This is a genomic window from Pseudomonas sp. PDM14 (assembly GCF_014851905.1).
Taxonomy (GTDB): Bacteria; Pseudomonadota; Gammaproteobacteria; order Pseudomonadales; family Pseudomonadaceae; genus Aquipseudomonas.
In genome coordinates, this window is record NZ_JACVAQ010000001.1 from 94,685 (window position 1) to 118,316 (window position 23,632).

General features: G+C 59.3%; 19 protein-coding genes, 1 tRNA gene and 1 pseudogene. 6 read left to right on the forward strand and 15 right to left on the reverse strand.

What is annotated here, in order from left to right; all coding sequences use genetic code 11:
* Positions 1 to 68: 68 nt before the first annotated feature.
* Positions 69 to 1,136 carry a hypothetical protein gene (locus IB229_RS00325; RefSeq protein ID WP_192323806.1) on the reverse strand — a complete coding sequence of 356 codons (1,068 nt, stop codon included), beginning with the start codon at positions 1,134 to 1,136 and terminating at the stop codon, positions 69 to 71.
* Positions 1,137 to 1,491: 355 nt separating this feature from the next.
* On the opposite strand from IB229_RS00325, the gene IB229_RS00330 reads away from it, so the two are divergent.
* Positions 1,492 to 2,151, forward strand: a complete 660-nt coding sequence (locus IB229_RS00330) for a hypothetical protein (protein WP_192323808.1) — start codon at positions 1,492 to 1,494, stop codon at positions 2,149 to 2,151.
* A 119-nt stretch (positions 2,152 to 2,270) separates the two neighbouring features.
* Here the strand turns inward: IB229_RS00330 and IB229_RS00335 are convergent, their stop codons facing one another.
* Both IB229_RS00335 and IB229_RS00340 read right to left on the reverse strand, forming a co-directional pair.
* A complete protein-coding gene (locus IB229_RS00335; RefSeq protein WP_192323810.1) occupies positions 2,271 to 3,533 on the reverse strand; it encodes a type II toxin-antitoxin system HipA family toxin in 1,263 nt (420 codons plus the stop codon).
* The gene (locus tag IB229_RS00340) at positions 3,526 to 3,843 is read right to left on the reverse strand and encodes a helix-turn-helix domain-containing protein (RefSeq protein WP_192329156.1); all 318 of its coding nucleotides are present in this window, start codon (positions 3,841 to 3,843) and stop codon (positions 3,526 to 3,528) included. Before IB229_RS00340 ends, IB229_RS00335 begins: the two co-directional genes overlap by 8 nt.
* A 752-nt stretch (positions 3,844 to 4,595) precedes the next feature.
* On the opposite strand from IB229_RS00340, the gene IB229_RS00350 reads away from it, so the two are divergent.
* Together IB229_RS00350 and IB229_RS00355 are read left to right on the forward strand one after the other, a co-directional pair.
* Positions 4,596 to 5,777 carry an SIR2 family protein gene (locus tag IB229_RS00350; protein ID WP_192323812.1) on the forward strand — a complete coding sequence of 394 codons (1,182 nt, stop codon included), beginning with the start codon at positions 4,596 to 4,598 and terminating at the stop codon, positions 5,775 to 5,777.
* Positions 5,774 to 7,576, forward strand: a complete 1,803-nt coding sequence (locus IB229_RS00355) for an ATP-binding protein (protein ID WP_192323813.1) — start codon at positions 5,774 to 5,776, stop codon at positions 7,574 to 7,576. The genes IB229_RS00350 and IB229_RS00355 overlap by 4 nt, the downstream gene beginning before the upstream one ends.
* Positions 7,577 to 7,850: 274 nt before the next feature.
* Here IB229_RS00355 and IB229_RS00360 read toward each other — a convergent pair.
* The 12 genes from IB229_RS00360 to IB229_RS00415 all read right to left on the reverse strand — a co-directional run bounded on the left by IB229_RS00360 (position 7,851) and on the right by IB229_RS00415 (position 18,314).
* A tRNA-Pro gene (locus IB229_RS00360) sits at positions 7,851 to 7,927 on the reverse strand.
* Between the two features lie 90 nt (positions 7,928 to 8,017).
* Positions 8,018 to 8,374 (reverse strand): MerR family transcriptional regulator, encoded by a 357-nt coding sequence (locus IB229_RS00365; RefSeq protein ID WP_192323815.1) that lies wholly within the window; start codon positions 8,372 to 8,374, stop codon positions 8,018 to 8,020.
* Entirely contained in the window at positions 8,355 to 8,657 is a 303-nt protein-coding gene (gene ihfA / locus IB229_RS00370) for an integration host factor subunit alpha (RefSeq protein WP_002553164.1), read from the reverse strand. Before ihfA ends, IB229_RS00365 begins: the two co-directional genes overlap by 20 nt.
* A gap of 3 nt (positions 8,658 to 8,660) precedes the next feature.
* The gene (gene pheT, locus IB229_RS00375; RefSeq protein WP_192323817.1) at positions 8,661 to 11,039 is read right to left on the reverse strand and encodes a phenylalanine--tRNA ligase subunit beta; all 2,379 of its coding nucleotides are present in this window, start codon (positions 11,037 to 11,039) and stop codon (positions 8,661 to 8,663) included.
* 42 nt (positions 11,040 to 11,081) lie between these two features.
* Positions 11,082 to 12,098: a phenylalanine--tRNA ligase subunit alpha gene (gene pheS / locus IB229_RS00380; protein ID WP_192323819.1), complete on the reverse strand. Its 1,017-nt coding sequence runs from the start codon at positions 12,096 to 12,098 to the stop codon at positions 11,082 to 11,084.
* A 94-nt stretch (positions 12,099 to 12,192) separates the two neighbouring features.
* Positions 12,193 to 12,549, reverse strand: coding sequence for a 50S ribosomal protein L20 (gene rplT / locus IB229_RS00385; protein ID WP_192323821.1), 357 nt, complete (start codon positions 12,547 to 12,549; stop codon positions 12,193 to 12,195).
* Between the two features lie 30 nt (positions 12,550 to 12,579).
* The gene (rpmI, locus tag IB229_RS00390; RefSeq protein WP_042552869.1) at positions 12,580 to 12,774 is read right to left on the reverse strand and encodes a 50S ribosomal protein L35; all 195 of its coding nucleotides are present in this window, start codon (positions 12,772 to 12,774) and stop codon (positions 12,580 to 12,582) included.
* A gap of 62 nt (positions 12,775 to 12,836) precedes the next feature.
* Positions 12,837 to 13,388 (reverse strand): translation initiation factor IF-3, encoded by a 552-nt coding sequence (infC, locus tag IB229_RS00395; protein WP_192329159.1) that lies wholly within the window; start codon positions 13,386 to 13,388, stop codon positions 12,837 to 12,839.
* Positions 13,388 to 15,310 carry a threonine--tRNA ligase gene (gene thrS / locus IB229_RS00400; protein WP_192323824.1) on the reverse strand — a complete coding sequence of 641 codons (1,923 nt, stop codon included), beginning with the start codon at positions 15,308 to 15,310 and terminating at the stop codon, positions 13,388 to 13,390. The genes infC and thrS overlap by 1 nt, the downstream gene beginning before the upstream one ends.
* A gap of 411 nt (positions 15,311 to 15,721) precedes the next feature.
* The gene (locus IB229_RS00405) at positions 15,722 to 16,546 is read right to left on the reverse strand and encodes a PAS domain-containing protein (RefSeq protein WP_192323826.1); all 825 of its coding nucleotides are present in this window, start codon (positions 16,544 to 16,546) and stop codon (positions 15,722 to 15,724) included.
* Positions 16,543 to 17,208 (reverse strand): two-component system response regulator NarL, encoded by a 666-nt coding sequence (gene narL, locus IB229_RS00410; protein ID WP_192323828.1) that lies wholly within the window; start codon positions 17,206 to 17,208, stop codon positions 16,543 to 16,545. Before narL ends, IB229_RS00405 begins: the two co-directional genes overlap by 4 nt.
* Positions 17,205 to 18,314: a sensor histidine kinase gene (locus IB229_RS00415; RefSeq protein ID WP_192323830.1), complete on the reverse strand. Its 1,110-nt coding sequence runs from the start codon at positions 18,312 to 18,314 to the stop codon at positions 17,205 to 17,207. Before IB229_RS00415 ends, narL begins: the two co-directional genes overlap by 4 nt.
* Positions 18,315 to 18,612: 298 nt before the next feature.
* On the opposite strand from IB229_RS00415, the gene IB229_RS00420 reads away from it, so the two are divergent.
* The 3 genes and pseudogenes from IB229_RS00420 to IB229_RS22145 form a co-directional block, all read left to right on the forward strand.
* Complete coding sequence (locus tag IB229_RS00420) at positions 18,613 to 19,983, forward strand: NAD(P)-binding domain-containing protein (protein WP_192323832.1); 1,371 nt, start codon at positions 18,613 to 18,615, stop codon at positions 19,981 to 19,983.
* 140 nt (positions 19,984 to 20,123) lie between these two features.
* Complete coding sequence (locus tag IB229_RS00425) at positions 20,124 to 22,469, forward strand: DUF1989 domain-containing protein (RefSeq protein WP_192323834.1); 2,346 nt, start codon at positions 20,124 to 20,126, stop codon at positions 22,467 to 22,469.
* Between the two features lie 580 nt (positions 22,470 to 23,049).
* Positions 23,050 to 23,625, forward strand: a pseudogene (locus IB229_RS22145) (PAS domain-containing methyl-accepting chemotaxis protein); the annotation flags it as partial.
* Between the last annotated feature and the right edge of the window lie 7 nt (positions 23,626 to 23,632).

The following is a 23,632-nucleotide window of genomic DNA, read 5'->3' on the forward strand; positions in this document are numbered from 1 at the left end:
CTGTGGAGTATTACTCCTAATAACTACTTATAAATATTACCTAGCCAACCAACATTGACACAGACAGATCACTTACCACTCCCGACAATCTCTGGCATGGGCATACCGAAATGAGCATGCCAGCCCCCAACTTTTACTCTGAAGTTATTTCCATAATCCGCATTAAAGAAAACAGCAACTACTTGAAGTCCACCCCCTGCCTCCCCCGTGTGACGAACACTCATGTAAGAAGGCGATGTGTCAAACTGCATATCAACCTGTGGAGGCCTTGGGAAGGCTGCAGCGACTTTATCAAGTAGAACACCAGCCCACACTGCTACGAACCCATACAGCTTCGCACCCACGTCATGCTCTCTTGGATCCCTGTTCTCAATACCAAAATGCCATGCCTTCGGACCTGTTACCGGCAAACTCATAGCCCTAAGTATGGCCGCCTCGATATGGGAGAGAGCCCCTGTTTCACGCCCCTTCCTTCCCCAGAAGAATCCGTTGCTCACTGCGGCGCACAGGCACACTAAAATGTAATACCTACGTGCAGGGTCATTCAGGACTTGGAGGCTTGCGGCAAGCTCGGCAGAACCCTTTCCATCATATACTTCAGCTAGTAGATGATTAACGCTGTAGCCTTCAACCTCATCTGCTAGCCAGTCCAACATTTCGCCTAAATCAAGCCGCCAGCGGAACACTGCTGCCGCCCCCTCCAGCATCGCAGGCCCCAACAAGAAATACGTCTTGGTCATGTCAGGCACGCCATCGGCTGTAAATTCTGATGTCGAAGCTACGATAAATGACTTTTTGTGCAGGCTAGCAAGCAACCTTTGTGCAGTTGACCTTCCAACCCCTGCAGCCTTTGCAAGCGCCACAATCCCCATGCCAGTTACAACGCATGCTTTAGATTTATCCAACCCAGCCGACGAAGGACCACTCTCCAAGAGAGTTAGCCAGAGTTGAGCGAGCAAGCAGCGCTCAGGAGCCGACAACACCTGAAAGCACCGCTCCTGTCCCTCCAGAACCTGCAGAACCCTATCTCCCTCCTGCCTGAATTCCATCTTGGGGCCGGCTCGATAGCTTTTAACCGATCGCCCGCTGACAGAGCGGGACTCTAGAAGAAATCCCATGTCTACGAGCTTTTTCAAACTACTGCTGACACCTCCATCGCTATACCCAACAGCATCAGCCAACCCGCTCACCGTCCCTTGCCATACCTTACCCCTCGAATCGATAAGGCCTTCCCGCTGCATCCAGCATGCTAGATAACGTGCCCTGGGCGGCACACCCCTCATACTGGAAAAAACACCCGTCAGTGTGGAATCAAATGCTCGCAAAATGGCTTACTCCCATTTTTGGGCCCCATACCTATCACGACCATATCACGCGTGATAGTCTAAACATAGGCGATCAATGCAAACTATTTGCATTTACAAACACCCCCCAGACCTCCCTTTTTGTGCGCAGTACCCAACGCCGCCATGAATGCATGAGGAAAGTAAAATGATCAAAACAGAGAAAATAAAATCCTGGATAGAGCGAGAAACAAAAAGAGATGAAAGCTTTCTTCAATGGCTAGCCGAAACATGCAATGTCAGGAAAAACCTGGAACAAATAAAAACAATAAAAGATAAGCTGAAAAACAAAAAAATAAATAAAACAGATAAAATCAATCTAGAAGGAGCACTCAAAAGATACGAAGAAGAACTTCTCCCAGGCATCTTCAGCTTTATGGAGGGGACAACAGAAGAGAAATTTAAAATTATAAAAGGGCGTCAATCCTCGCGCCTGAATCGCCAGAAAACCAAAGACAAAAAACTAATCACCGACATCTCATCCGACGCACTGGACAAATTATTATCAATTAAAGGAAAGCATTCACTAAAAAACACTATTGAAGTAATGATTGAATATATATTCCAAGGACAGACCTATACGCCAGCAGAGGACTTCGACAAAAGCATAACCACGCCCCTACTTGATACCATTCCAAATATAATGAGAGCAAAACTAGGAGAGCCTCTTGTATACGTCCAAACCCTGACATCAAATCAAGCTAAATTTGAAGCCTTAGAAAGAACAGCACTCATCCAGAGAAAAAGCATCGAAATTATTCGAGAAATAGTTGAATCCCTACAAAATCAACTTCCAACAAAGCCTTAAGCAACCATCGAACCAAAATACAAGTCAAGCACAAGCGAGCAGCATGTGCAGTTTGAGTAGCTTAATCAGGAAATTAGCCACCCGAATCATTAATTCTCAGAATAACAACGCTTTCAGATCTAATTCAGGAGCGCAATGTTGTCGTTGATTCGAGCCTGAATCGCGCGCAAGGTGTCCCGGGTTATACCACTGGAGAACTGGCGCCTAGCACTTTCCGCAAAACCGCTGGCTACATGGCAGATCCGTTCAATGATGTCGGCAGCCCTCTTCGCTGATAGTTCCGCTTCTTCGACTGCAAGCTTGAGTAGATGCTTACGTGTGATGCGAAACGCCTCGCCCATTACGTCCATCTGGTGATACCCGCCAGGCCCTTCGCAGAAGGTCACGTCGTAAGCCGGAGCCAACTTCCATTGGCCGCTCGATGACATGAGATAAGCAAAATTCTTGGGGTGATCGTCGCGATTGTTAAAAACCACGTTAAACACGATCCGCTCGAAAGCGATCGCCTTCTCCCGTACGTCATTGCAGCAGAACTGGGTCGCCCGCAAGAAATTGGTGTAATCCAACGCACCAGGTGCACGGAAGTCCGCGCCGGTAAAAGCAGCGAGGCTTTGCATGGGGACACGCATGCCCTCTTGCCGGTCGAATCTGCGGGTAGCAAAAGCGGCCTGCCCACTCGGTAATTCAAAGTATTCGGTATCCGGGGTGTCGATAGCGCAATCGCGCAGGCACTGCGCGTAAACGGCCTCGATGGCACATACCTCGGGATGCTCACCTGCCGCAGGAAACTTGACCAACCAGGCTTCCAGACCAGGTGCCGCCGCCGTACTGAAGCGGCCGTGCTCAGCATCACGATAGAGCAAAGCCTTTGGCCGCGCGCCGTGTGGCGAGCCGCCCATCAGCAGCAGTTGCTGCAGGAACTCACCACCCTCACCTTTGAGCACGTCCTGGACTTCCGCAGCCAGCTTCTCAAGGGCAATCTCTCCGGGCGATGCGGACAACTCCGGTGCCACAGGTTCGAACGACATTGCCCCCATGGCATGGGGACCGATGTAAGCCAGACGCTCCAAAGGACCGATGTGTGCCGGGTTGAGACCACGGCGCTTGAACAGACGATCCATCAGCAGCATGCCCCAACCGTCAGGCAACGAGTCATAGACCGGCCCCGGTAGCCATAGCTGATGATCGGGAAAGTCCTTACGCAGTCTTGGCCCCTTCAGGGGTAGTCGCAGGGCCGACAGCTCCAACCCCCGCTCCAATGCCTCTTCGCTGTACTCAAAGGCAATCAGCGGACGACCGGTGAGCGCGGTCGAAGATACGAGCGAACCCCAGCGCCAATGCTCCCCCCAGCCATCGTAGTAGACGTCGACTCGCTTAGGCATTGTCGGACCTCCTTTTGACGCGCTGACGCTGAGCGCCCTGCTCATAACGGAGAATGTCGTCCAGGCTGTCCAATCGCGGCATGAACAACTGCTCCAGCTCGTTAAGACGCCCCAATACCATGGCCACCCGAATCACGCTGTCGAATGCCACGCTGCGCCCCGCCTCTAGATTGGACAGAGTGCCAACCCCGATACCAGCACGGGCAGCCACCTCGGCCTGCGTCATCTGCTGAGCCAAGCGCTCTTGGCGTAAACGCGCGCAGAGCAGCTTGACGACTTCTTCCGGCTTGATAAGACCTAAATTCATTATCTTGAGTCTTAAACCATAGATCTGTATTTAACATCTAGGATTATAGAGTTAAATCAAGCCATGGGCAGGAAAACAACCTCAGAAATCCGTGGCTTACACCGAAAAACGCTAGATAAAACTCAAAAATCTGGATTTGTATTGCCAGTCAAGCGTCTGCTGGCCCGAGATTGCGGCGACATGGCGATGCTTGCCGGCCGTGGTGGTGCAGAACGAACTGCACAGCGGCTCCTTGCAGCTGTACGTCGAGGTACCCGACATCGCCGAGCGGTTCTACGCCGTCATCCTGCAGCGCTAGTTCAGTTTCTCAGCCAAACGCAGTCTACAGACGCGCAATAGCCCGTTTGGATTGGCTATGGAATGTTTCAGGTGCGACCGCTATGGCCGACTCTTGCCGAATGCGACAGGCACAAAGCGGCCGATTCTGTTGAAAAAGGCCCACCGCGATTCTTGCCCACGAAAGAGCGCGGGCGACGTTGAAATCTGATTCGCTCAGAGGGCGGACTGTATTGATTTTTTCGTAGCAACGCCCAAAACGAGTGTTTTTGCTCTGCGGAGCAGCAGCTCTCTGGGGGACCGACTTTTTCAACAGAATCGGCCAAAACCTGTCGTTCGAGCTTAACGGTTAATGTCAGCCTGACAGAGGTCGCTGCCTTTCGCGCCATAGTCATTCATGGCCTCCCGTGGTGGCACTCTGCCCACTGCGAGATGTATCGTCTCCTTGCGTCATTCTGCGCAGCCAGGGAGGACAGCCAGTGATTTCTATCGGCGACATCTACAACCAAGACATCAACTTCCTCTTCGGATCGGGAGCATCGTTCGGCCTGCTCCCGACCCTTCAACTACAGGTCCAGACTGGTGAGGGCAACTCGCGCTACACCCTGGAAGATCTAGCCACCAGATTTGAGCGCGAGGGCGACCGGCGCCTCATCCCACTGTTTATGCACTACTACGCCAGCTGTATCCGTCCTGCCGAGCAACTTAGCCTGGAACAGGCGGTGGCCGGAGAAGCAGGCGCCACGGTTATCAAGAACTACCGCACCTTCCTAACGACAGCACTCGAAATGGTAAAGCGCCGCAAAGCGCTGGACCGTCGTTGCAATGTGTTCACGACGAACTATGACGGTTGCTTCCCGCTCGTGGCTGACGCGCTTATCAAGGAGGGCCACACTGACTTCGTGCTAAATGACGGTGCGCGAGGATTCACGCGGCGCATCCTACAGGCCCGAAATTTTGGGTCTTACCTTTGCCAGGCCGGTGTCTTCGGCCGCCATCAGAGCAGCATCCCTCAAATCAATCTGATCCATTTGCATGGGTCGGTCTACTGGAGCAAGTTGGACGCCGCGATTCAGGTTGGTTACGACTTATCTAGCCGAGAGGGTCTGCTGGATGCTGACGCTATGGCGTTGTTGCAACCATTTTCGGCGGCGCTTAATAACCCCACATCGACGCTTGCCGATGTCCCGGCCACAGATTTTTCCGATGAAGAATTGAAGGCGTTCTGGGAGAAGTATGAGCAAATTCCCATCGTCAACCCGACTAAGTGGAAGTTCCACGAGACGGTCTACGAGGAGCATTACTATCAAATGCTGCGGCTTCTCAGTTATGAGCTCGAGAAGCCCAACGCCGTGCTCATCACCTTCGGATTCTCGTTTGCCGACGAGCACATCCTCAACCTCGTGATGCGCTCTCTTTCCAATCCGGGTCTGCAGGTATTTGTTTGTTGCTACAGCGAGTCAGGGCACGCCGAAATGAAGGACAAGTTCAAGGGAAACCGTAACGTCAAGTGCCTGATGCTGCAGGGTGGGGTGATGGACTTCACCGCATTCAATGAGCAGGTATTAGCTTGGCCGGAGGCTACCTCTCCTGCACCGGTTACCGCCATAGCTCCAGCAGCTCCTCCTGCGGCCGATGCAGACCCCGAGAACCTGATATGAGTATTCGCGTTGGCGAGGTGATCGCCGTCCATGGAACGAAATTGGTTCTGAAGATCGACGAACAGTCGAGCAAGGAAACCCTGTTCTATGAAGGAGAGAAATACAAGGGAGTCTCAATCCGCGAATACCTGTCCATCCAGCGCGGCTTCCGCGACATCATCTGCGTCGTCGAGGGCGAGTATCTGGACGAAAGCCGCACTGAGATGCATGACGGCCGGCAGACATTCGTGCGGAAGGTAGAGGCTAGGCCGATTGGATACTTCGACCGTTCTGGCTTCACTCAGGGCATCAAGTATCTGCCGATGATCCAGGATGCGGCTTACCTGCTTCCCGAGGAGAAAATCAGGTCCATCTTCGACCGCCAGGCGGACAGCGATTTCAGAATTGGGACCATGCTGAAAGAGGAAATCGCGGTTGGGTTGCCGTGGAAGCGACTATTCAATAGCCATATCGGCATCTTCGGCAATACCGGAAGCGGCAAGTCGAATACTCTGGCAAAGCTCTACACTGTTCTTTTCGATCAAAAGCTGCCTCTCATTACAGGTAAGAGCCGTTTCATCATCTTGGATTTTAATGGTGAGTACGGTGGCGAGCAGCTCGCTGCTGCGGATCACAAAACCGTCTACCAGTTGTCCACGCTTACCGCTCCAGACCTGAACGATCCTGCTTCTCGGTTTCCGCTGGCAACGCAGGAGTTCTGGCAGCTCGATACTATGGCTCTGCTCTTTCAGGCTACCCCGAACACGCAAAGACCTTTCCTCAACCGTGTCATCGCAGGTTGGGAACGCTATAGAGCTATTCCTGGCTCACTCGCGAATTATGCGAAGCTGATGTTCCACACGTCGTTCTGCGCCGGAGAGGTCAAGACGGCGACGCTGGATTTGATGCGCACCGTCTCGCGGCTCATGAGAAACCAGCAGGTGCAGGACATGCTGGCAGACGTAGCCTGGCACCGGGTTGGCGGGCGCTTCACTTACGATGGGAGGTTCATAGGTACCGATGGCGCACAGTACGCGGCGGATATCGCTCCAATCGTAGAAACGCTGGACGCCGCAGGTCTCGATGAGTTCGACCAGCTTGTGCTGCGCGTCAACTTGCAGCTGATCTCAGATCTGAACGCCGGATACGTTCAGTTTGAGCATATTCAGCCACTTCTGAAGCGCGTCGAGTCTTCACTCGCCAACCTGCGCAAAGTGTTGTCTGTTTCGGATGTGGCACCAGATGAGCGCCTGCTCACGGTCATCTCAATGCGCCGTTGCAACAACGAGATTAAAAAGGTTCTGCCTCTACTGTTCGCGAAGCACTACTACAACAGTCACAAGGCTACAGTCGCCAATCCACCCAACCTAACCATCCATCTCATCGTCGACGAGGCGCACAACATTCTGTCCGACCAGTCTGCGAGAGAAAGTGAGACCTGGAAGGATTATCGGCTCGAGCAGTTCGAAGAGATCGTCAAGGAGGGGCGTAAGTTCGGGATGTTCATCACCATCGCTAGCCAGCGCCCGGCGGACATATCACCCACCATCGTCTCGCAGCTACATAATTTCTTCATTCACCGTTTGGTGAATGACCGCGACCTATATTTGGTCGACAACACTATTTCTACGCTGGATTCTTTGTCTCGTAGCCTCATCCCAGGGCTCTCGCAAGGGTGTTGTGTGGTTACTGGTACTGCTTTTGAGCTACCGATGGTGATCCAGGTGGACCGGCTGCTAGATGGTAAGCAGCCTGCCAGCGAGGACGTCGATCTCGACAGGCTTTGGAGTGATGCTCTGGCAGTTGGGGCGGAGGAGTAGAGCCAGTCGCAGCACCAATGGTGCTGCACAACCTTCTCTCACAGGCTGAAGCGGTCAACCAAGAACAGCTGCTAAGCGACTGCTTCTGGCCGGTAGCCGCCTACCCTAAGCCGACTTCATTTCCGGCAGCAGATGAGCTGACGCCCCTATCCCCTTTCGCCGTGTCATTTTCAGCGGTGGGGCAAAAAGTGGGGCAAAATTCAGAGACATTCAAAATCCATCAGGCATAAAAAAATCCAGCCACCGCTAAGTGGCTGGATTTTCTAGGGTTTTTTGGTCGGGACGGAGTGATTCGAACACTCGACCCCTTGCACCCCATGCAAGTGCGCTACCGGGCTGCGCTACGCCCCGACTGGTGTTGCTGTGCTTCCCCAACGGCTGAAAGCGGATCGGACTATACAATAAGCATATGAATTATGGAAAGTTTTTTTGCTCTGCAGGTTACTTGCGTAGCACCACGAGCACATCTTCCAGCTCGGCAATCATCTGCCGGATCAGCTGCTTGTACTGCGTTGTATCGTCCTTGGCTTCATCGCCCGACATGCGCTGCCTAGCGCCGCCTATGGTGAAACCCTGCTCGTACAGCAGCGCGCGGATCTGACGAATCATCAGAACATCCTGGCGCTGGTAGTAGCGACGGTTACCTTTACGCTTAACCGGATTGAGCTGAGGAAACTCCTGCTCCCAGTAGCGCAAAACGTGTGGTTTGACGGCGCAGAGATCGCTTACCTCACCGATGGTGAAGTAACGTTTGCCAGGGATGGGCGGTAGCTCGTCGTTATGACTTGGTTCCAGCATATGCCTCAACTCTGGCCTTTAGTTTCTGGCCTGGACGAAAAGTGACGACACGGCGAGCCGTGATTGGGATTTCTTCGCCTGTTTTCGGATTACGTCCGGGACGCTGACGCTTGTCGCGCAGGTCGAAATTTCCGAAACCGGACAATTTGACCTGCTCGTTATCTTCCAGCGCGTGACGGATTTCTTCGAAAAACAGCTCCACCAATTCCTTGGCTTCCCGTTTATTCAGGCCCAGCTCTTCATACAGACGTTCCGCCATCTCAGCTTTCGTCAGAGCCCCCATACGCTACTTCCTTAACGTGGCGTTGAACCTTTCTTCCAGCGAGGTGAGGATCTTTTGCGTTGTCGTATTCACCTCATCGTCATTAAGAGTGCGCGATGGATGCTGCCAGGTCAAGCCGACTGCAAGGCTTTTTCTATGTGGATCAATGCCTTTACCGTGATACACGTCAAACAGTCTGAGGTCAGTCAACCATTCGCCAGCTGCTTCACGGATGGCAGCCAGCACGGACTCCGCAGGCAGCTCGCGATCCGCGATCAATGCCAGGTCACGGCGTACTTCCGGGAAGCGCGACAGCTCGCTGAATGCAGGCATACGGCCGGCGGCCACTTCAGCCAGTACCAGCTCGAAGAGAAACACCGACTGACTCAGCCCCAGCGCCTTGACCAGCTCAGGGTGTAAGGCACCGAGATAGCCGACCAGCCGCCCTTCCCGCTCGATACGCGCGGTCTGGCCTGGATGCAGCGCCGGATGCTCGCCTGGTACAAAGCTGAACGCCTCGGCCGAGCCGGCATACCCCAGCAGCGCTTCGACGTCAGCTTTCAGGTCATAGAAATCGACGCTATCACGGCCGTTGGCCCACCCCTCTGGCAGGCGGCTGCCGCTGATGACGCCGGCCAGCGTTGCTTCCTGCTGCAACCCATCGAGCTGCCCAACGAAGCGCAAGCCACTTTCGAATAGGCGCACACGCGATTGCTGGCGATTGAGGTTGTGCTCCAGCGCCTTGACCAGACCCGGCCACAGCGACGAGCGCATCGCCGCCATGTCGGCAGAAATCGGGTTGGCCAGTTGCAGCGGCTCTACACCTGGATTGAACAGGGAAAACAGCTTGGGATCGATGAAGCTGTAGGTAATCGCTTCCTGATAGCCACGTGCCACCAGCAGGCGGCGCAGCGCCGGTAGCTCGGCACGGGCTTCGGCCTTGGCCTGCGGTGCCAGACGCGCCTGCGGGTAACGCACTGGCAGACGGTTGTAGCCGTAGAGACGGCCCAACTCCTCGATCAGATCGACTTCCAGGCTGATATCGAAACGATGGCTTGGCACGGTGACCTGCCAGACACCTGTGCCTTGCACGGTAACGCCAAGCCCCAATGCAGTCAGCAGACGCTCGACTTCAGCTGTATCCATCTCCATGCCAAGCATCTGGTTGATGCGTTCAGCGCGCAGGGTGATCGGCGCAATCGCTGGCAGGTTCGCCTGACTGACGGTCTCGATAACCGGGCCGGCTTCGCCACCGACGATTTCCAGCAACAATGCCGTCGCACGCTCGATAGCCTGGCGCGCCAGTTGCGAATCGACACCCCTCTCGAAGCGATGCGACGAATCGGTGTGCAGACCGTAGGAGCGAGCCTTGCCGGCCAGAGCGATGGTGTCGAAGAACGCGCTTTCAAGGAACAGATCACGTGTCGTGGCGCTGACACCACTGTGTTCGCCACCCATGACACCGGCGATGGCCAAGGCGCGCTGGTGGTCGGCGATGACGAGGGTATCGGCACGCAGCGTGGCCTCCTGGCCATCCAGCAGCACCAGCTTCTCACCCTCTTCCGCCATGCGTACGCGAATCCCGCCATTGATCTCGGCAAGGTCGAAGGCATGCATCGGCTGGCCAAGCTCGATCATCACGTAGTTGGTGATGTCGACGGCTGCATCGATGCTGCGGATATCGGAACGGCGCAGGCGCTCGACCATCCATAACGGAGTCGGCTTGCTCAGATCGACATTGCGGATCACCCGACCGAGGTAGCGCGGGCATGCCTGCGGAGCGAGCACATCGACCGAGCGAACCTCGTCGTGCACAGCCACAACCGGCGCAATGGTGACCGGCGAAACCGGCGCACCATAAATGGCACCAACTTCACGCGCCAAGCCAGCCAACGACAGGCAGTCACCACGGTTCGGCGTCAGGCCCAGCTCAATGCTGGCATCGTCCAGACCAAGGTATTCACGGATATTGCCGCCTACAGGCGCATCGACAGCCAGTTCCATCAAGCCGCTGTCGTCGTCACTGATCTGCAGCTCGGAAGCCGAGCACAGCATACCGTTGGACTCGACGCCACGCAGCTTGGCCTTCTTGATCTTGAAGTCGCCCGGCAACTCGGCGCCGATCATGGCGAAAGGAATCTTGATACCTGGGCGCGCGTTCGGTGCACCGCAGACGACCTGGAAGGTCTCGCTGCCATTGCTGACCTGACACACGCGCAGCTTGTCCGCATCGGGGTGCTGCTCGGTGCTGAGGATCTCGCCAATGACGATGCCACTGAACGCTCCGGCGGCCGGGGTGACACTGTCCACCTCGAGGCCAACCATGGACAGGCGAGCCACCAACTCATCGCGCGAAACGGCCGGGTTCACCCAGCTGCGCAGCCACTGTTCACTGAATTTCATACTGTCTGTTCCCCTAAACGCTTTCGATACGAGTCATGTGGCCTAGCGAAATTGCGCCAGGAAACGCAGGTCGTTATCGAAGAACAGGCGCAAGTCATTGACGCCATAACGCAGCATGGCCAGGCGCTCGACGCCCATGCCGAAGGCGAAGCCGGAGTATTTCTCGGGATCGATACCGGACATGCGCAGCACGTTAGGATGCACCATGCCGCAGCCCATCACTTCCAGCCAACCGGTCTGTTTGCAAACGCGGCAGCCATTGCCGCTACACATCACGCACTGCATGTCGACTTCAGCCGACGGCTCGGTAAACGGGAAGAACGAGGGACGGAAGCGCACGCCCAGCGGCTTCTCGAAGAACACACGAAGGAACTCCTCGATGGTGCCCTTGAGGTCGGCGAAGCTGATGTCCTCGTCGATCAGCAGGCCTTCGACCTGATGGAACATCGGCGAATGGGTGATATCGGAGTCGCAGCGGTATACGCGGCCGGGGCAGACAATGCGGATCGGCGGCTGCTGCGACTCCATGGTGCGCACCTGAACCGGCGAGGTGTGGGTGCGCAGCAGCATGTTCGCGTTGAAATAGAAGGTGTCGTGCATCGCCCGAGCCGGGTGGTGGCCGGGGATATTGAGCGCCTCGAAGTTGTGATAGTCGTCTTCGACCTCCGGCCCTTCCGCCACGCGGTAACCGATATGGGTAAAGAACTGTTCGACACGCTCGAGCGTACGGGTAACCGGATGCAGGCCACCAGAAATCTGGCCGCGACCTGGCAGGGTTACATCAATGCGTTCGGAAGCCAGCTTCTCGGCGAGCAGCGCCTGCTCAAGCACGGATTTACGGGCGTTCAGCGCATCCTGAACCGAATTCTTGGCGGCATTGATCAAGGCGCCGGCCTGAGGACGCTCTTCGGCCGAAAGCTTACCGAGGGTTTGCATCAGGGCAGTTAGCTCGCCCTTCTTGCCGAGATACTGGACCCGGAGCAACTCCAGGGCGTTGACGTCTTCGGTTTGTTGCACGGCCTCAAGCGCTTGCGAGACCAATGCATCCAGGTTTTCCATGTACGGACTCCAGATACGAAATAGGGGAAGAGCTTGAAGGCTCTTCCCCTATTGGTGACGTTGGCACCGGGCGAGCCCGGTGATTGTCGGGGACTTAAGCCAGTACGGCCTTAGCTTTCTCGACAATCGCAGCAAACGCCGCTTTTTCGTTCACTGCCAGATCGGCCAGAACTTTGCGATCGATTTCGATGGCCGCTTTTTTCAGGCCAGCGATCAGACGGCTGTAGGACAGACCGTTGACACGAGCACCAGCATTGATACGAGCGATCCACAGAGCGCGGAACTGACGCTTCCGCTGACGGCGGTCACGGTAGGCGTATTGGCCTGCCTTGATCACAGCCTGCTTGGCAACACGGAACACGCGCGAACGAGCGCCGTAGTAGCCTTTAGCGAGTTTCAGAATTTTCTTGTGACGGGCACGAGCGATAACGCCACGCTTAACACGAGCCATGAGTAATTACCTCTAAGTATCTTGACCGAATTAACGAACGCGCAGCATGCGCGCCACTTTAGCTACGTCCGACGGGTGCACCATGGTGCTACCGCGCAGGTGACGCTTACGCTTAGTGGACATCTTGGTCAGGATGTGGCTCTTGAAAGCGTGTTTGTGTTTGAAGCCGGTAGCGGTTTTGAGAAAACGCTTCGCGGCACCACTCTTGGTTTTCATCTTTGGCATGTTTGTACTCCGCATTCATTAACTACTGATAATAACCATCAGGCCTGCCAGTGCCCGGGAGATTATTTACGCTTCTTGGGAGCGATGACCATCATCAGCTGGCGTCCTTCCAGCTTAGGATGCTGTTCAACGGTGCCGAGTTCGGCAAGGTCAGCTTCGACCCGCTTCAACAGCTCCATGCCCAGTTCCTGGTGGGCCATCTCACGACCGCGGAATCTTAGCGATACCTTGGCCTTGTCCCCTTCTTCAAGGAAACGTACCAGGTTGCGTAGCTTTACCTGGTAATCCCCTTCTTCCGTCCCTGGACGAAACTTGATTTCTTTAATCTGCTGCTGGTGCTGGTTCTTCTTGGCGATCGCAGCCTGCTTCTTCTTCTCGAAGAGGTGTTTGCCGTAATCCATGATCCGGCAAACGGGAGGAACTGCATCAGCAGAGATTTCTACCAGATCGAGCTTAGCCTCATCGGCCACTCTCAGCGCTTCATCAATCGAGACGATGCCAATCTGCTCGCCATCAGCACCAATTAACCGAACCTCGCGGGCCGAGATATTCTCGTTGATCGGTGCTTTAGGTGCAGCTCGTTTATCTTGTCTCATTTCACGCTTAATAATGATTACTCCGAATCTTGGCGACCACGCCGGGAAACCGCTTGCTTGAGCTGATCGGCGAATTGCTCGAGGGGCATGGAGCCCAGATCGACGCCTTCGCGGGTTCGCACAGCAACGGATCGTGTCTCAACCTCCCGATCTCCGATAACCAAGAGATAGGGAACCTTGAGCAAAGTATGCTCGCGGATTTTAAAGCCGATTTTCTCGTTTCTCAAGTCGGACTTGGCACGGAAGCCGCTTTGGTTGAGAGTTTTCTCTACCTCAAGGGCAAAATCGGCCTGTTTATCTGTGATATTCATCACCACGGCCTGATGCGGCGCGAGCCAGGCCGGGAAGGCACCAGCGTAGTGCTCGATCAGCATGCCGACGAAACGCTCGAAGGAACCGAGGATCGCGCGGTGCAACATCACCGGACGCTTGCGGTTGTTATCTTCGGCGATATAGCTGGCATCCAGCCGCTCCGGAAGGTTCGGATCGTACTGCAGGGTACCGCATTGCCAGTTACGACCGAGGCAGTCCTTGAGGGTGAACTCGATCTTCGGACCGTAAAAAGCGCCCTCGCCCGGCTGGTATTCCCACTCCAGACCCGACTCGTTGAGCGCATCGGCCAGAGCCGTTTCGGCGCGATCCCACAGCTCGTCGGAACCTACACGTTTAGCCGGACGAGTGGACAGTTTCATCGAGATATCGGAGAAACCGAAGTCCGCATACACCTGCAACGTCAGCTTGATGAAGTCCGCGGCCTCTTTCTTCACCTGATCTTCGGTGCAGAAAATGTGCGCGTCGTCCTGGGTGAAGCCACGCACACGCATGATTCCGTGCAGCGCGCCAGACGGCTCGTTGCGGTGGCAGGCACCGAATTCGGCCAGACGCAGCGGCAGGTCGCGGTAGGACTTCAGGCCCTGGTTGAAGATCTGCACGTGGCACGGGCAGTTCATCGGCTTCACCGCGTAGTCGCGGTTTTCCGAACTGGTGGTGAACATGTTCTCGGCGTAGTTCGACCAGTGACCCGAGCGCTCCCAGAGGATGCGGTCGACCACCTGCGGCGTGCGCACTTCGACATAGCCGTGCTCGCGCTGTACCTGGCGCATGTACTGCTCCAGCACCTGGTACAGGGTCCAGCCGTTCGGGTGCCAGAACACCATGCCCGGCGCTTCTTCCTGCAGGTGGAACAGGTCCAGCTGCTTGCCGATGCGGCGATGGTCGCGTTTCTCAGCTTCCTCGATGCGCTGGATATAGGCCGCCAGCTGCTTCTTGTCCGCCCAGGCGGTACCGTACACGCGCTGCAGCTGCTCGTTCTTCGAGTCGCCACGCCAGTAGGCGCCGGAAATACGGGTCAGTTTGAAAGCCTTGAGGAAGCGGGTATTCGGCACGTGCGGACCGCGGCACATGTCGACGTATTCTTCGTGGTAGTACAGGCCCATGGCCTGCTCGTCCGGCATGTCGTCGATCAGGCGCAGCTTGTACTCTTCGCCACGCGCCTTGAACACCTCGATGACCTCCGCACGCGGGGTCATTTTCTTGATGACGTCGTAGTCATGGTCGATCAGCTCGGCCATGCGCTTTTCGATGGCAGCCATGTCGTCCGGGGTGAAGGGCCGACCGATGGCGATGTCGTAATAGAAGCCTTCTTCGATGACCGGGCCGATCACCATCTTGGCGTCCGGGTACAGCTGCTTGACCGCATGGCCAACCAGGTGCGCGCAGGAGTGGCGGATGATCTCCAGGCCCTCCTGATCTTTCGGCGTGATGATCTGCAGGGTCGCGTCGTTCTCGATCACGTCGCAGGCATCCACCTGCCTGCCGTCGACCTTGCCGGCCAGGGTGGCCTTGGCCAGACCGGCACCGATGGACTGGGCCACCTCGAGCACGGAAACGGGACGATCGAAAGTGCGTTGACTGCCGTCGGGAAGAGTAATGATGGGCATGGCGCCTCCTCTCCTAGTGGTGACCCCTACCAAAGGTCACGTGGGTTGGGATGAGCCAGGAAGCGATCCGTCGGCACACCTGCCTGACGATGGCAGGAGCCTTTCGGCAAACCGGAACAGACCGCAGTCACTGGAAGTTGTACAGCGGAGATGCTTTCAGAACGCATTGGCACTGACAAGCACCCCATAAATAAAGAGGCCGCCTCGACGACCTCTTTCTGTTTAGCCAGGCGCAGCCGGACCGAAATCAACGCGCCTTACCGAGTCAGGGTGAAGGCTCATTACGCCTAACCTGCTGATACACAAGGGAAATGCAAAACTACCCGGCATCAGCAAGCGCGTACTCTAACACAAGAGAATCAATAACTTAGCGCTGTATTTAAGCAAGCCACCGGGCAGTGGCAGCGTGGTTCAGCGCTCGAGCGGATCGACAGCCCGTTCAGCCCCGCCGCTTGGCAAACGATGCTCCTGCACGCGCTCCATCACCACGCCCTCCAGCCCCAGCACTTCCCCGAGGTCCGAGTAGATGCCGCAGCCGCGCTCGCTGACCTGTTTCTGCGTGCCGTTGGCACACAGCAGCCGGTAGTCGAAGGCGAACGCCTGTCCGGCACCCAGCCCGTCCTGCACACTGCGCCAGACGCGCTCACGATCCTGGGGATGGATCAGGCTGTTGAAGGTCAGGCTGTGGCTGTCGATCAGTTGCGCGGGGTCGTAGCCGGTCAGCTCGCGGCAGCCGGCACTGACGTATTCCATGCTCCAGCTGCGGTTGTTGCGGCAGCGATAGACCATCAGCGGCAAGCCATCGAGCAGGTTGCTCAGACTGCGATGGCGGGCCTGCAACTGCTGGCGTTGCGGCACCTGGGTGCTGACATCCGCGAGGCTGGCGACGAAACCGCCCGGCCGCCGACGCAGGCGCACCTCGACCCAGCACAGTTGGCCGCCACGCCCCAGGCAGCGCAGGCTGCCTGTCCATAACGGCTGAGCGTCGCGTAGTGCCTGCGACCAGAGCGTACGGTCCTCGATATGCAGAAACTGGCGGAAATCGCGGCGCAGGCAGTCACCCGCGCGATAGCCGCTCAGCTCCTGCCAGGCACGATTGACGCGCAACAGCGTACCGTCGCCATCGAAACACAGCAGGGCCAGCGGCAAGTCGTCGAAATCCTCGTCACGCGCAGCCGGCGGTTGCCGCATGAACAGCTGGAACAAGCCATTGCGGCAGGCCTGCACCAGGTTCATCGCGGCAGCTCCGTGTAGGCGAGCGCGCCGCTGCGGTGCGCCCAGGCGGCCAACTCCAGGCGCGAACGCAGGTTGAGCTTGCTCAGCAGGTGCTTGACGTAGATCTTCACCGTGCCGTCGCTGATGCCCAACTGGCGCGCGATCAGCTTGTTGCTGAAGCCCTCGCTGATCAGCGCCAGGGTCTGCCGCTCGCGCTCGGTGAGGTCGACATGCACCGCCTCTACCGCCACGCCGCGCTCGCGCAGGCTGTTGGCAAGCATCGCGGTCAGCGTCGGATCGAGCCGGCTCTGCCCACTGGCACAGGCACACACCGCCGCCAGCAGGCTTTCCGGCTCGCTGTCCTTGAGCAGGTAACCATCGGCACCGGCACGCAGGGCCGCGAGCAGGTCATCACGCGCCGACGAAGCCGTCAGCACCATCACCCGGCACTCCGGCTGGCTGCGCTTGATCGCATCTAGCGTGCCGAGGCCGTCCATGCCCGGCATGTGCAGGTCGAGCAGGACCATGTCCGGTTTCAGCCGCCGCGCCAGCTCGACGCCCTCGCTGCCATGGGAGACGCTGCCGACCACGCGAAACTCGCCGCTGGACTCGAACAGCTCTGCCAGCCCGCGACGCAGCATCGGGTGATCGTCGATCAGCAGCAGCTCGAGGGGCGCGCTCATGGTCGCCCCCAGCGCAGCCGCACACGCGTGCCGCCACCGTCTGCCGGACCGATGCACAGTTCAGCACCGATGGCCGCAGCGCGCTCACGCATGATGTGCAGGCCGAAGTGGCCACTCTCCGCAAGCTGCTCCGGCAGGCCCACGCCGTCGTCGCGCACCTCGACCTCGACACCGCCACCACGGGCATGCAGACGGATCCACACCTGCCGCGCGTGGGAATGGCGCACGACATTGGCCAGCGCTTCACGAACGATCTGCAGCACCTGCAATTCGCCTTCGGGCGGCAGGCTGCTGGCGGGCAGGCGGTTGTCGAGATCGAACACGCAACCACTGCGCCGCGAGAACTCCTCCACCGACGCCTCCAGGGCCTGACGCAGAGTCCGGCCATCCATGGTCAGCCGTGCGCTGCTGATCAGCTCGCGCACCTGCCGATGCAACACCTGCAGCGTCTCGCGCAGGTCGTCGAGCATCATCCCGGCGGCCTCGCGCTGCTGCGGGTCGTCCAGCACAGTCTGCAGGCGGCAACTGCGGATCTGCAGGTAGCCGAGTTGCTGCGCCACCGAATCGTGCAGCTCGCGCGCCAGCACCCCGCGCTCGGCGCGCAGTTCACGGCGACGCAGATGGCGATCCTCGGCAAAGGCATGCAGCACCTCGCCCAGCCGACCGACGACCTCGCGCAGTGCAACCCGCTGCGGTTCGCCCGGCTGGCGTGCGAAGTCCGCCAGAAGCAACGCGGGGCGCCCCTCTTCGACCTGCAAACCACCGAGCACCCGGAAACGCCCCGTATCCAGACAGGCGCGACACAGTTGCACGCCACCGGGCACCGGCAGCTCGGCAGCATGCCGCGGACAGGCCTGCTGAGCATCATGCTGCTGGCCAAGCCAGCGCCAGCCTGGCGCGTGTGCGTGCGGTAGCAGCAGAGTCAGCGCCTCGGCGCCAAGTGCATCGGCCAGGCGCGGCAACAACTCCAGCAAGGGCGCATCACTGCCGGCCTGTTGCAACAGGCGCAGAGGCAGCTCGAGCAGCAGTTGCTCAGATGACGGCGACTGGCGCGGGCGTCGACGAGGGCGCTCGAACGACAATGCGCGCAACAGCAATTGATACATCGGCCCTCCATCCGCAACCCGCCACCAGATGAGTAATCGGTGAGCAAATTCCATGCCCCGGCTGCGACCGCGAGAAACCACTGAAAAGAAACAATATTTACCAGCAGGAATTAAAAAAGGACCAATAATGCGCACCACAACAACGCCAGCCTGCCTGTTTGCGGGGCGCTCGCGGGGGTCCGACTACCCCCAAGGAGGTATCCCCTCCGGGCGAATGGCAACGCCATGATGAAGCCGTAAGGTGATTCTCACCGGGAACTTTAATTTCCCAATGATAATTTCACTGACGGAGTCCACCATGACCACTCGCATCGCCATCATCGGTGCCGGCCCCTGCGGCCTGGCTCAGCTACGCGCCTTCCAGTCCGCCGCAGCCAAGGGCGCGGAAATCCCCGAGCTGGTCTGCTACGAGAAGCAGAGCGACTGGGGCGGCATGTGGAACTACACCTGGCGTACCGGGCTGGACGAGCACGGCGAGCCGGTGCACGGCAGCATGTACCGCTACCTGTGGTCCAACGGACCCAAGGAATGCCTGGAGTTCGCCGACTACACCTTCGACGAACACTTCGGCCGGCCGATGGGCTCCTACCCGCCGCGTGAAGTGCTGTGGGACTACATCAAGGGCCGCGTCGACAAGGCTGGCGTGCGCAAGTACATCCAGTTCAACACCACCGTGCGCGGGGTGACCTACGACGCCGCACGCGGCACCTTCGACGTCACCGTGCACAGCTACGACCAGGACCTGACCAGCACCGAGACGTTCGATTACGTGATCGTCGCCAGCGGCCATTTCTCCACGCCCAACGTGCCCTACTTCGAGGGCTTCGAGCACTTCGCCGGGCGCGTGCTGCATGCCCATGACTTCCGCGACGCCCTCGAATTCAAGGGCAAGGACGTATTGATCGTCGGCAGCAGCTACTCCGCCGAGGACATCGGTTCGCAGTGCTACAAGTACGGTGCGCGGTCGATCACCAGCTGCTACCGCACCGGGCCGATGGGCTACAAGTGGCCGGAGAACTGGGAAGAGAAACCGCTGCTGACCCACGTCAAGGGCAGCACCGCGTACTTCGCCGATGGCAGCAGCAAGCACATCGACGCCATCGTCCTGTGCACCGGCTACAAGCATCACTTCCCGTTCCTCGCCGAAGAGCTGCGCCTGAAGACCGACAACCGGCTGTGGCCGCTGAACCTCTACAAGGGCGTGTGCTGGGAAGACAACCCCAAGCTGATGTACCTCGGCATGCAGGACCAGTGGTACAGCTTCAACATGTTCGACGCCCAGGCCTGGTACGCCCGTGACGTGATCCTCGGGCGCATCGCCCTGCCTGACCAGGCCGCCATGCACGCGGAAAACCAGGCCTGGCGCGACGAGGAAGGCACGCTGAAGAACGCCCAGGAAATGTTCGAGTACCAGGGCAAGTACATCCAGACCCTGATCGACAGCACAGACTACCCGAGCTTCGACATCGCCGCGGTGAACCAGACCTTCCTCGAGTGGAAGCACGACAAGTACGAAGACATCATGGGCTACCGCAACAAATGCCACCGCTCGCTGATGACCGGAACCATGGCGACCCCGCACCACACCAGTTGGCTCGAAGCGCTGGACGACTCGCTGACGGCCTACCTGGCCGACGAACCACAAACGTCCATCAAGGCGGTGGGCTGAACCTCACCCGTAGGAGCCAGCTTGCTGGCGATCCGAGGCTCAGCATGATCGCCAGCAAGCTGGCTCCTACGAAAAGCAATCACAGCACACCTGGGCCGCTACCCCAGCGCCCCGCACGACCTTGCCTTGCGGAGTAAGTCATGTTGCAACCCATCATCAGCCAGCCCCGAGAGCCGGCGCTGTTCGCCCGGGCGCCGGACCTGGAGCGCCACCGCGTTGCCCCTGGCGGCTTGACGGTGATCGCGCTGGAGGCCGGTGACCGGCTCGACGTGATCGATGTCGAGGGCGACCAGTCCGCCGAGCTGCTGGCCTTTACCGCAGAGGGTCGTGAGGCCCTGGCCGCACTCGGCCTGAGCGGCCAGTCCGGTGCCGACTTCAGCGCACGCCTGCTCGCCAATGGCAGCGCCGAATCGCTGCACATGCGCCTGGGCCTGAGCCAGCGCGGTATCGATTGCCGCCATCTGCCAGCGGCCGCATCACTCTGGCCATCCGCTACACCGGCCGGGTTTTCGCGCAGCCTCAGCGCCGAAGCCGGCGTACTGGTGCTGGTCGCCGCGCCCGGCGGGCATACCCCGGTGGATAGCCAGCTGCGTGCCAGTGAACTGCGCCTGCTGATCCACCGGGCCAACCCGCGCTCGCTGCTGACACCAACGCTGCCGGCACCACTGGGCGAGGTGATCGACGAGTTCACCATCCGCCCCGGCACCGCCCGCGACTATGCGGTGGGTGCCGGCCAGTACATCCAGGTGATCGACGTTGCCGGGCGGCAATGTTCCGACTTCGTCGCCTTCGACCGCCGCGGCCTGGACGCCGGTCGCGAGATCGACCTCGACCCCACCGTCACCCGCACCCTGAACGGCAACGCCTACCCGGGCCCCGGCCTGTTCAGCAAGTTCTTCGACCGCGACATGCAGCCGATGCTGGAAGTGGTACGCGACACCGTCGGCCGCCACGACACCTTCGCCCTCGCCTGCGCCGCGCGCTACTACGAGGCGCAGGGCTACTTCGGCCACGCCAACTGCAGCGACAACATCAGCCGCAGCCTGGACAAGCATGGCGTGCGCGCCCGTGCAGGCTGGCCGGCGATTAATTTCTTCTTCAACACCGGCATCGACGCGCACCAGCAACTGACCCTCGACGAGCCCTGGTCGCGCCCCGGCGACTACGTGCTGCTCAAGGCGATGAGCGACCTGATCTGCGCCAGCAGCTCCTGCCCGGACGACATCGACCCGGCCAACGGCTGGCAGCCCACCGACATCCACATCCGCGTGTATTCCGACAAGGAGCGCTTCAGTATCGCCATGGCCAATCGCAAGACTCCCGACGCCGACCCGGTGCTGACCCGCGAAAGCGGCTTCCATCCGGGCACCGCCGCCCTCACCCGCAACCACATCGACTACCGCGGCTGGTGGACGCCCACCCACTTCGACGGCTACGGCGCCATCGAGGAGTACCACGGCTGCCGCGAGCGCGTGGCGGTGATGGACCTCAGCGCCCTGCGCAAATTCGAGGTCATCGGCCCGGATGCCGAGGCCCTGCTCAACTACTGCCTGACCCGCGACGTGCGCAAGCTGGCGGTCGGCCAGGTGGTCTACAGCGCCATGTGCTACGAGCACGGCGGCATGATCGACGACGGCACCCTGCTGCGCCTGGGCCCGGACACCTTCCGCTGGATCTGCGGCGAGGATTTCGCCGGTGACTGGCTGCGTCAGCAGGCCGAGAAACTCGGCATGAAGGTGTGGATCAAGTCCGCCTCCGAGCAGATCCACAACATCGCCGTGCAGGGCCCGCTGAGCCGCGAACTGCTGGCACAGATGATCTGGACGCCGGGCACCCAGCCGACGCTCACCGAGCTGGGCTGGTTCCGTTTTCTGATCGGCCGCCTGGACGACTACAACGGCCCGCCGCTGATGGTCTCTCGCACCGGCTATACCGGCGAACTGGGCTACGAGGTCTGGTGCCACCCCGATGACGCGATGAAGGTCTGGACCCGCCTCTGGCAGCTCGGCGAGCCGCTCGGCCTGGTGCCGCTCGGCCTGCACGCCCTGGATACATTGCGCATCGAGGCCGGCTTGATCTTCGCCGGCTACGAATTCAGCGACCAGACCGACCCGTACGAGGCCGGCATCGGCTTCTGTGTGCCACTGAAGAGCAAGCAGGACGCCTTCATCGGTCGCGATGCCCTGCTGCGGCGCAACGCCAGCCCGCAGCACAAGCTGGTCGGCCTGGAACTGGACGGCAACGAGCCGGCGCACCACGGCGACTGCGTGCACGACGGCCGCGCCCAGGTCGGCGTGATCACCAGCGCCACGCGCTCGCCCGTGCTGGGCAAGAACATCGCCCTGTGCCGGCTCGATGTCGGCTACTGCGAGCCCGGCACACGCCTGGAAATCGGCAAGCTCGACGGCCAGCAGAAGCGCATCGGCGCCACTGTGACCAGCGGCACCGTGGCCTATGACCCGGACAAGAGCCGGGTCCGCTCCTGAGCCCGACGCAGGGTGCGCTGTGCGCACCGGCCAGCCACGTGCCAATGCCCTGCGGTGCGCGCGGCGCACCCTACGACAGCATTCCACCTGCACCCTACGGTCTGCCTTATCATTGCCGGCTTTGCATATGGAAGGAGAATTGCTAGGCAACGCTCACACCCTTGCCGAGGAGTAACGGCCGATGTGGTTCAGCAATGCGTCCCGAAACCTGGCCAATGAACTCAGTCACCTGCTCGACCAGCTGCTCGCCGATCAGCCGCTGGACGTGCAGGCTCAGCCGCACCTGCAGCGCCAGGGGCATCTGCTCGACAGCCTCGGGCGCCTGCAGCGGCACTGCGAAACCCTGCAGCACATCCGCCGCAGCGCCGAAAGCACACCGCCAGCGCCCTGCAGCGCCGCGGAATACGCGCAGCTGCAACAACGCCTGCAGCAGCAGGACGGCCAGTGCAGCGAGCTGCAGAGCGAGCTGCTCGACACCCAGCGCCAGCTCGCCGAGCTGCACGCCGAACGCCAGCAATGGCAGGCCGAGCGCCGCGTCTGGGAGCTGACCAAGCGCACCCTGACCGAAGGCTGCTGGGACATGAACGTGGTCGCTGGCGACCCCGACCACGCGCAGAACCTGATTCGCTGGTCCGAGCAATTCCGCGCGCTGATCGGCTACAGCGCCAAGGAGTTTCCCGACGGCTGGGACAGCTACTTCGCCGTGGTCAACCCGGACGACCTGAAGAACGTCATGCAGGTGTTCGGTGCCTCGATGGCGGACCGCAATGGTGATGGCTCCTACGCCGTGGAGTACCGCATGCGCCACAAGACCCGTGGCGAGGTGTGGTTTCGCGAACGCGGGCGTTGTCTGCACGACGAAAAAGGCGTGCTGCTGCACGTCACCGGTGCAGTGCGCGAGATCAGCGACGAGAAGGCCGCCGCCGAGCTGCACCAGCGCGAACAGGCCGGCATCCAGTCCACCTACGGGCAGATCGCCCAGGTCGCGGGCGTGATCAAGGGCATCGCCGAACAGACCAACCTGCTCGCCCTCAACGCCGCCATCGAAGCGGCACGGGCCGGCGAGCAGGGCCGCGGTTTCGCCGTGGTCGCCGACGAGGTGCGCAACCTGGCGCGGCGTACCCAGGAGTCGGTGTTGCAGATCCAGTCGATGCTGCAGCAGA

Excerpts from the sequence above, each read along its gene's own strand:
- IB229_RS00420 (WP_192323832.1), top strand. The coding sequence starts at position 18,613 with ATGACCACTCGCATCGCCATCATCGGTGCCGGCCCCTGCGGCCTGGCT.
- pheS (WP_192323819.1), bottom strand. The coding sequence starts at position 12,098 with ATGGAAAACCTGGATGCATTGGTCTCGCAAGCGCTTGAGGCCGTGCAA.
- IB229_RS00355 (WP_192323813.1), top strand. The coding sequence starts at position 5,774 with ATGAGTATTCGCGTTGGCGAGGTGATCGCCGTCCATGGAACGAAATTG.
- pheT (WP_192323817.1), bottom strand. The coding sequence starts at position 11,039 with ATGAAATTCAGTGAACAGTGGCTGCGCAGCTGGGTGAACCCGGCCGTT.
- IB229_RS00365 (WP_192323815.1), bottom strand. The coding sequence starts at position 8,374 with ATGCTGGAACCAAGTCATAACGACGAGCTACCGCCCATCCCTGGCAAA.
- rpmI (WP_042552869.1), bottom strand. The coding sequence starts at position 12,774 with ATGCCAAAGATGAAAACCAAGAGTGGTGCCGCGAAGCGTTTTCTCAAA.
- IB229_RS00425 (WP_192323834.1), top strand. The coding sequence starts at position 20,124 with ATGTTGCAACCCATCATCAGCCAGCCCCGAGAGCCGGCGCTGTTCGCC.
- IB229_RS00335 (WP_192323810.1), bottom strand. The coding sequence starts at position 3,533 with ATGCCTAAGCGAGTCGACGTCTACTACGATGGCTGGGGGGAGCATTGG.
- thrS (WP_192323824.1), bottom strand. The coding sequence starts at position 15,310 with ATGCCCATCATTACTCTTCCCGACGGCAGTCAACGCACTTTCGATCGT.
- ihfA (WP_002553164.1), bottom strand. The coding sequence starts at position 8,657 with ATGGGGGCTCTGACGAAAGCTGAGATGGCGGAACGTCTGTATGAAGAG.
- IB229_RS00405 (WP_192323826.1), bottom strand. The coding sequence starts at position 16,546 with ATGAACCTGGTGCAGGCCTGCCGCAATGGCTTGTTCCAGCTGTTCATG.
- IB229_RS00415 (WP_192323830.1), bottom strand. The coding sequence starts at position 18,314 with ATGTATCAATTGCTGTTGCGCGCATTGTCGTTCGAGCGCCCTCGTCGA.
- IB229_RS00330 (WP_192323808.1), top strand. The coding sequence starts at position 1,492 with ATGATCAAAACAGAGAAAATAAAATCCTGGATAGAGCGAGAAACAAAA.
- rplT (WP_192323821.1), bottom strand. The coding sequence starts at position 12,549 with ATGGCTCGTGTTAAGCGTGGCGTTATCGCTCGTGCCCGTCACAAGAAA.
- narL (WP_192323828.1), bottom strand. The coding sequence starts at position 17,208 with ATGAGCGCGCCCCTCGAGCTGCTGCTGATCGACGATCACCCGATGCTG.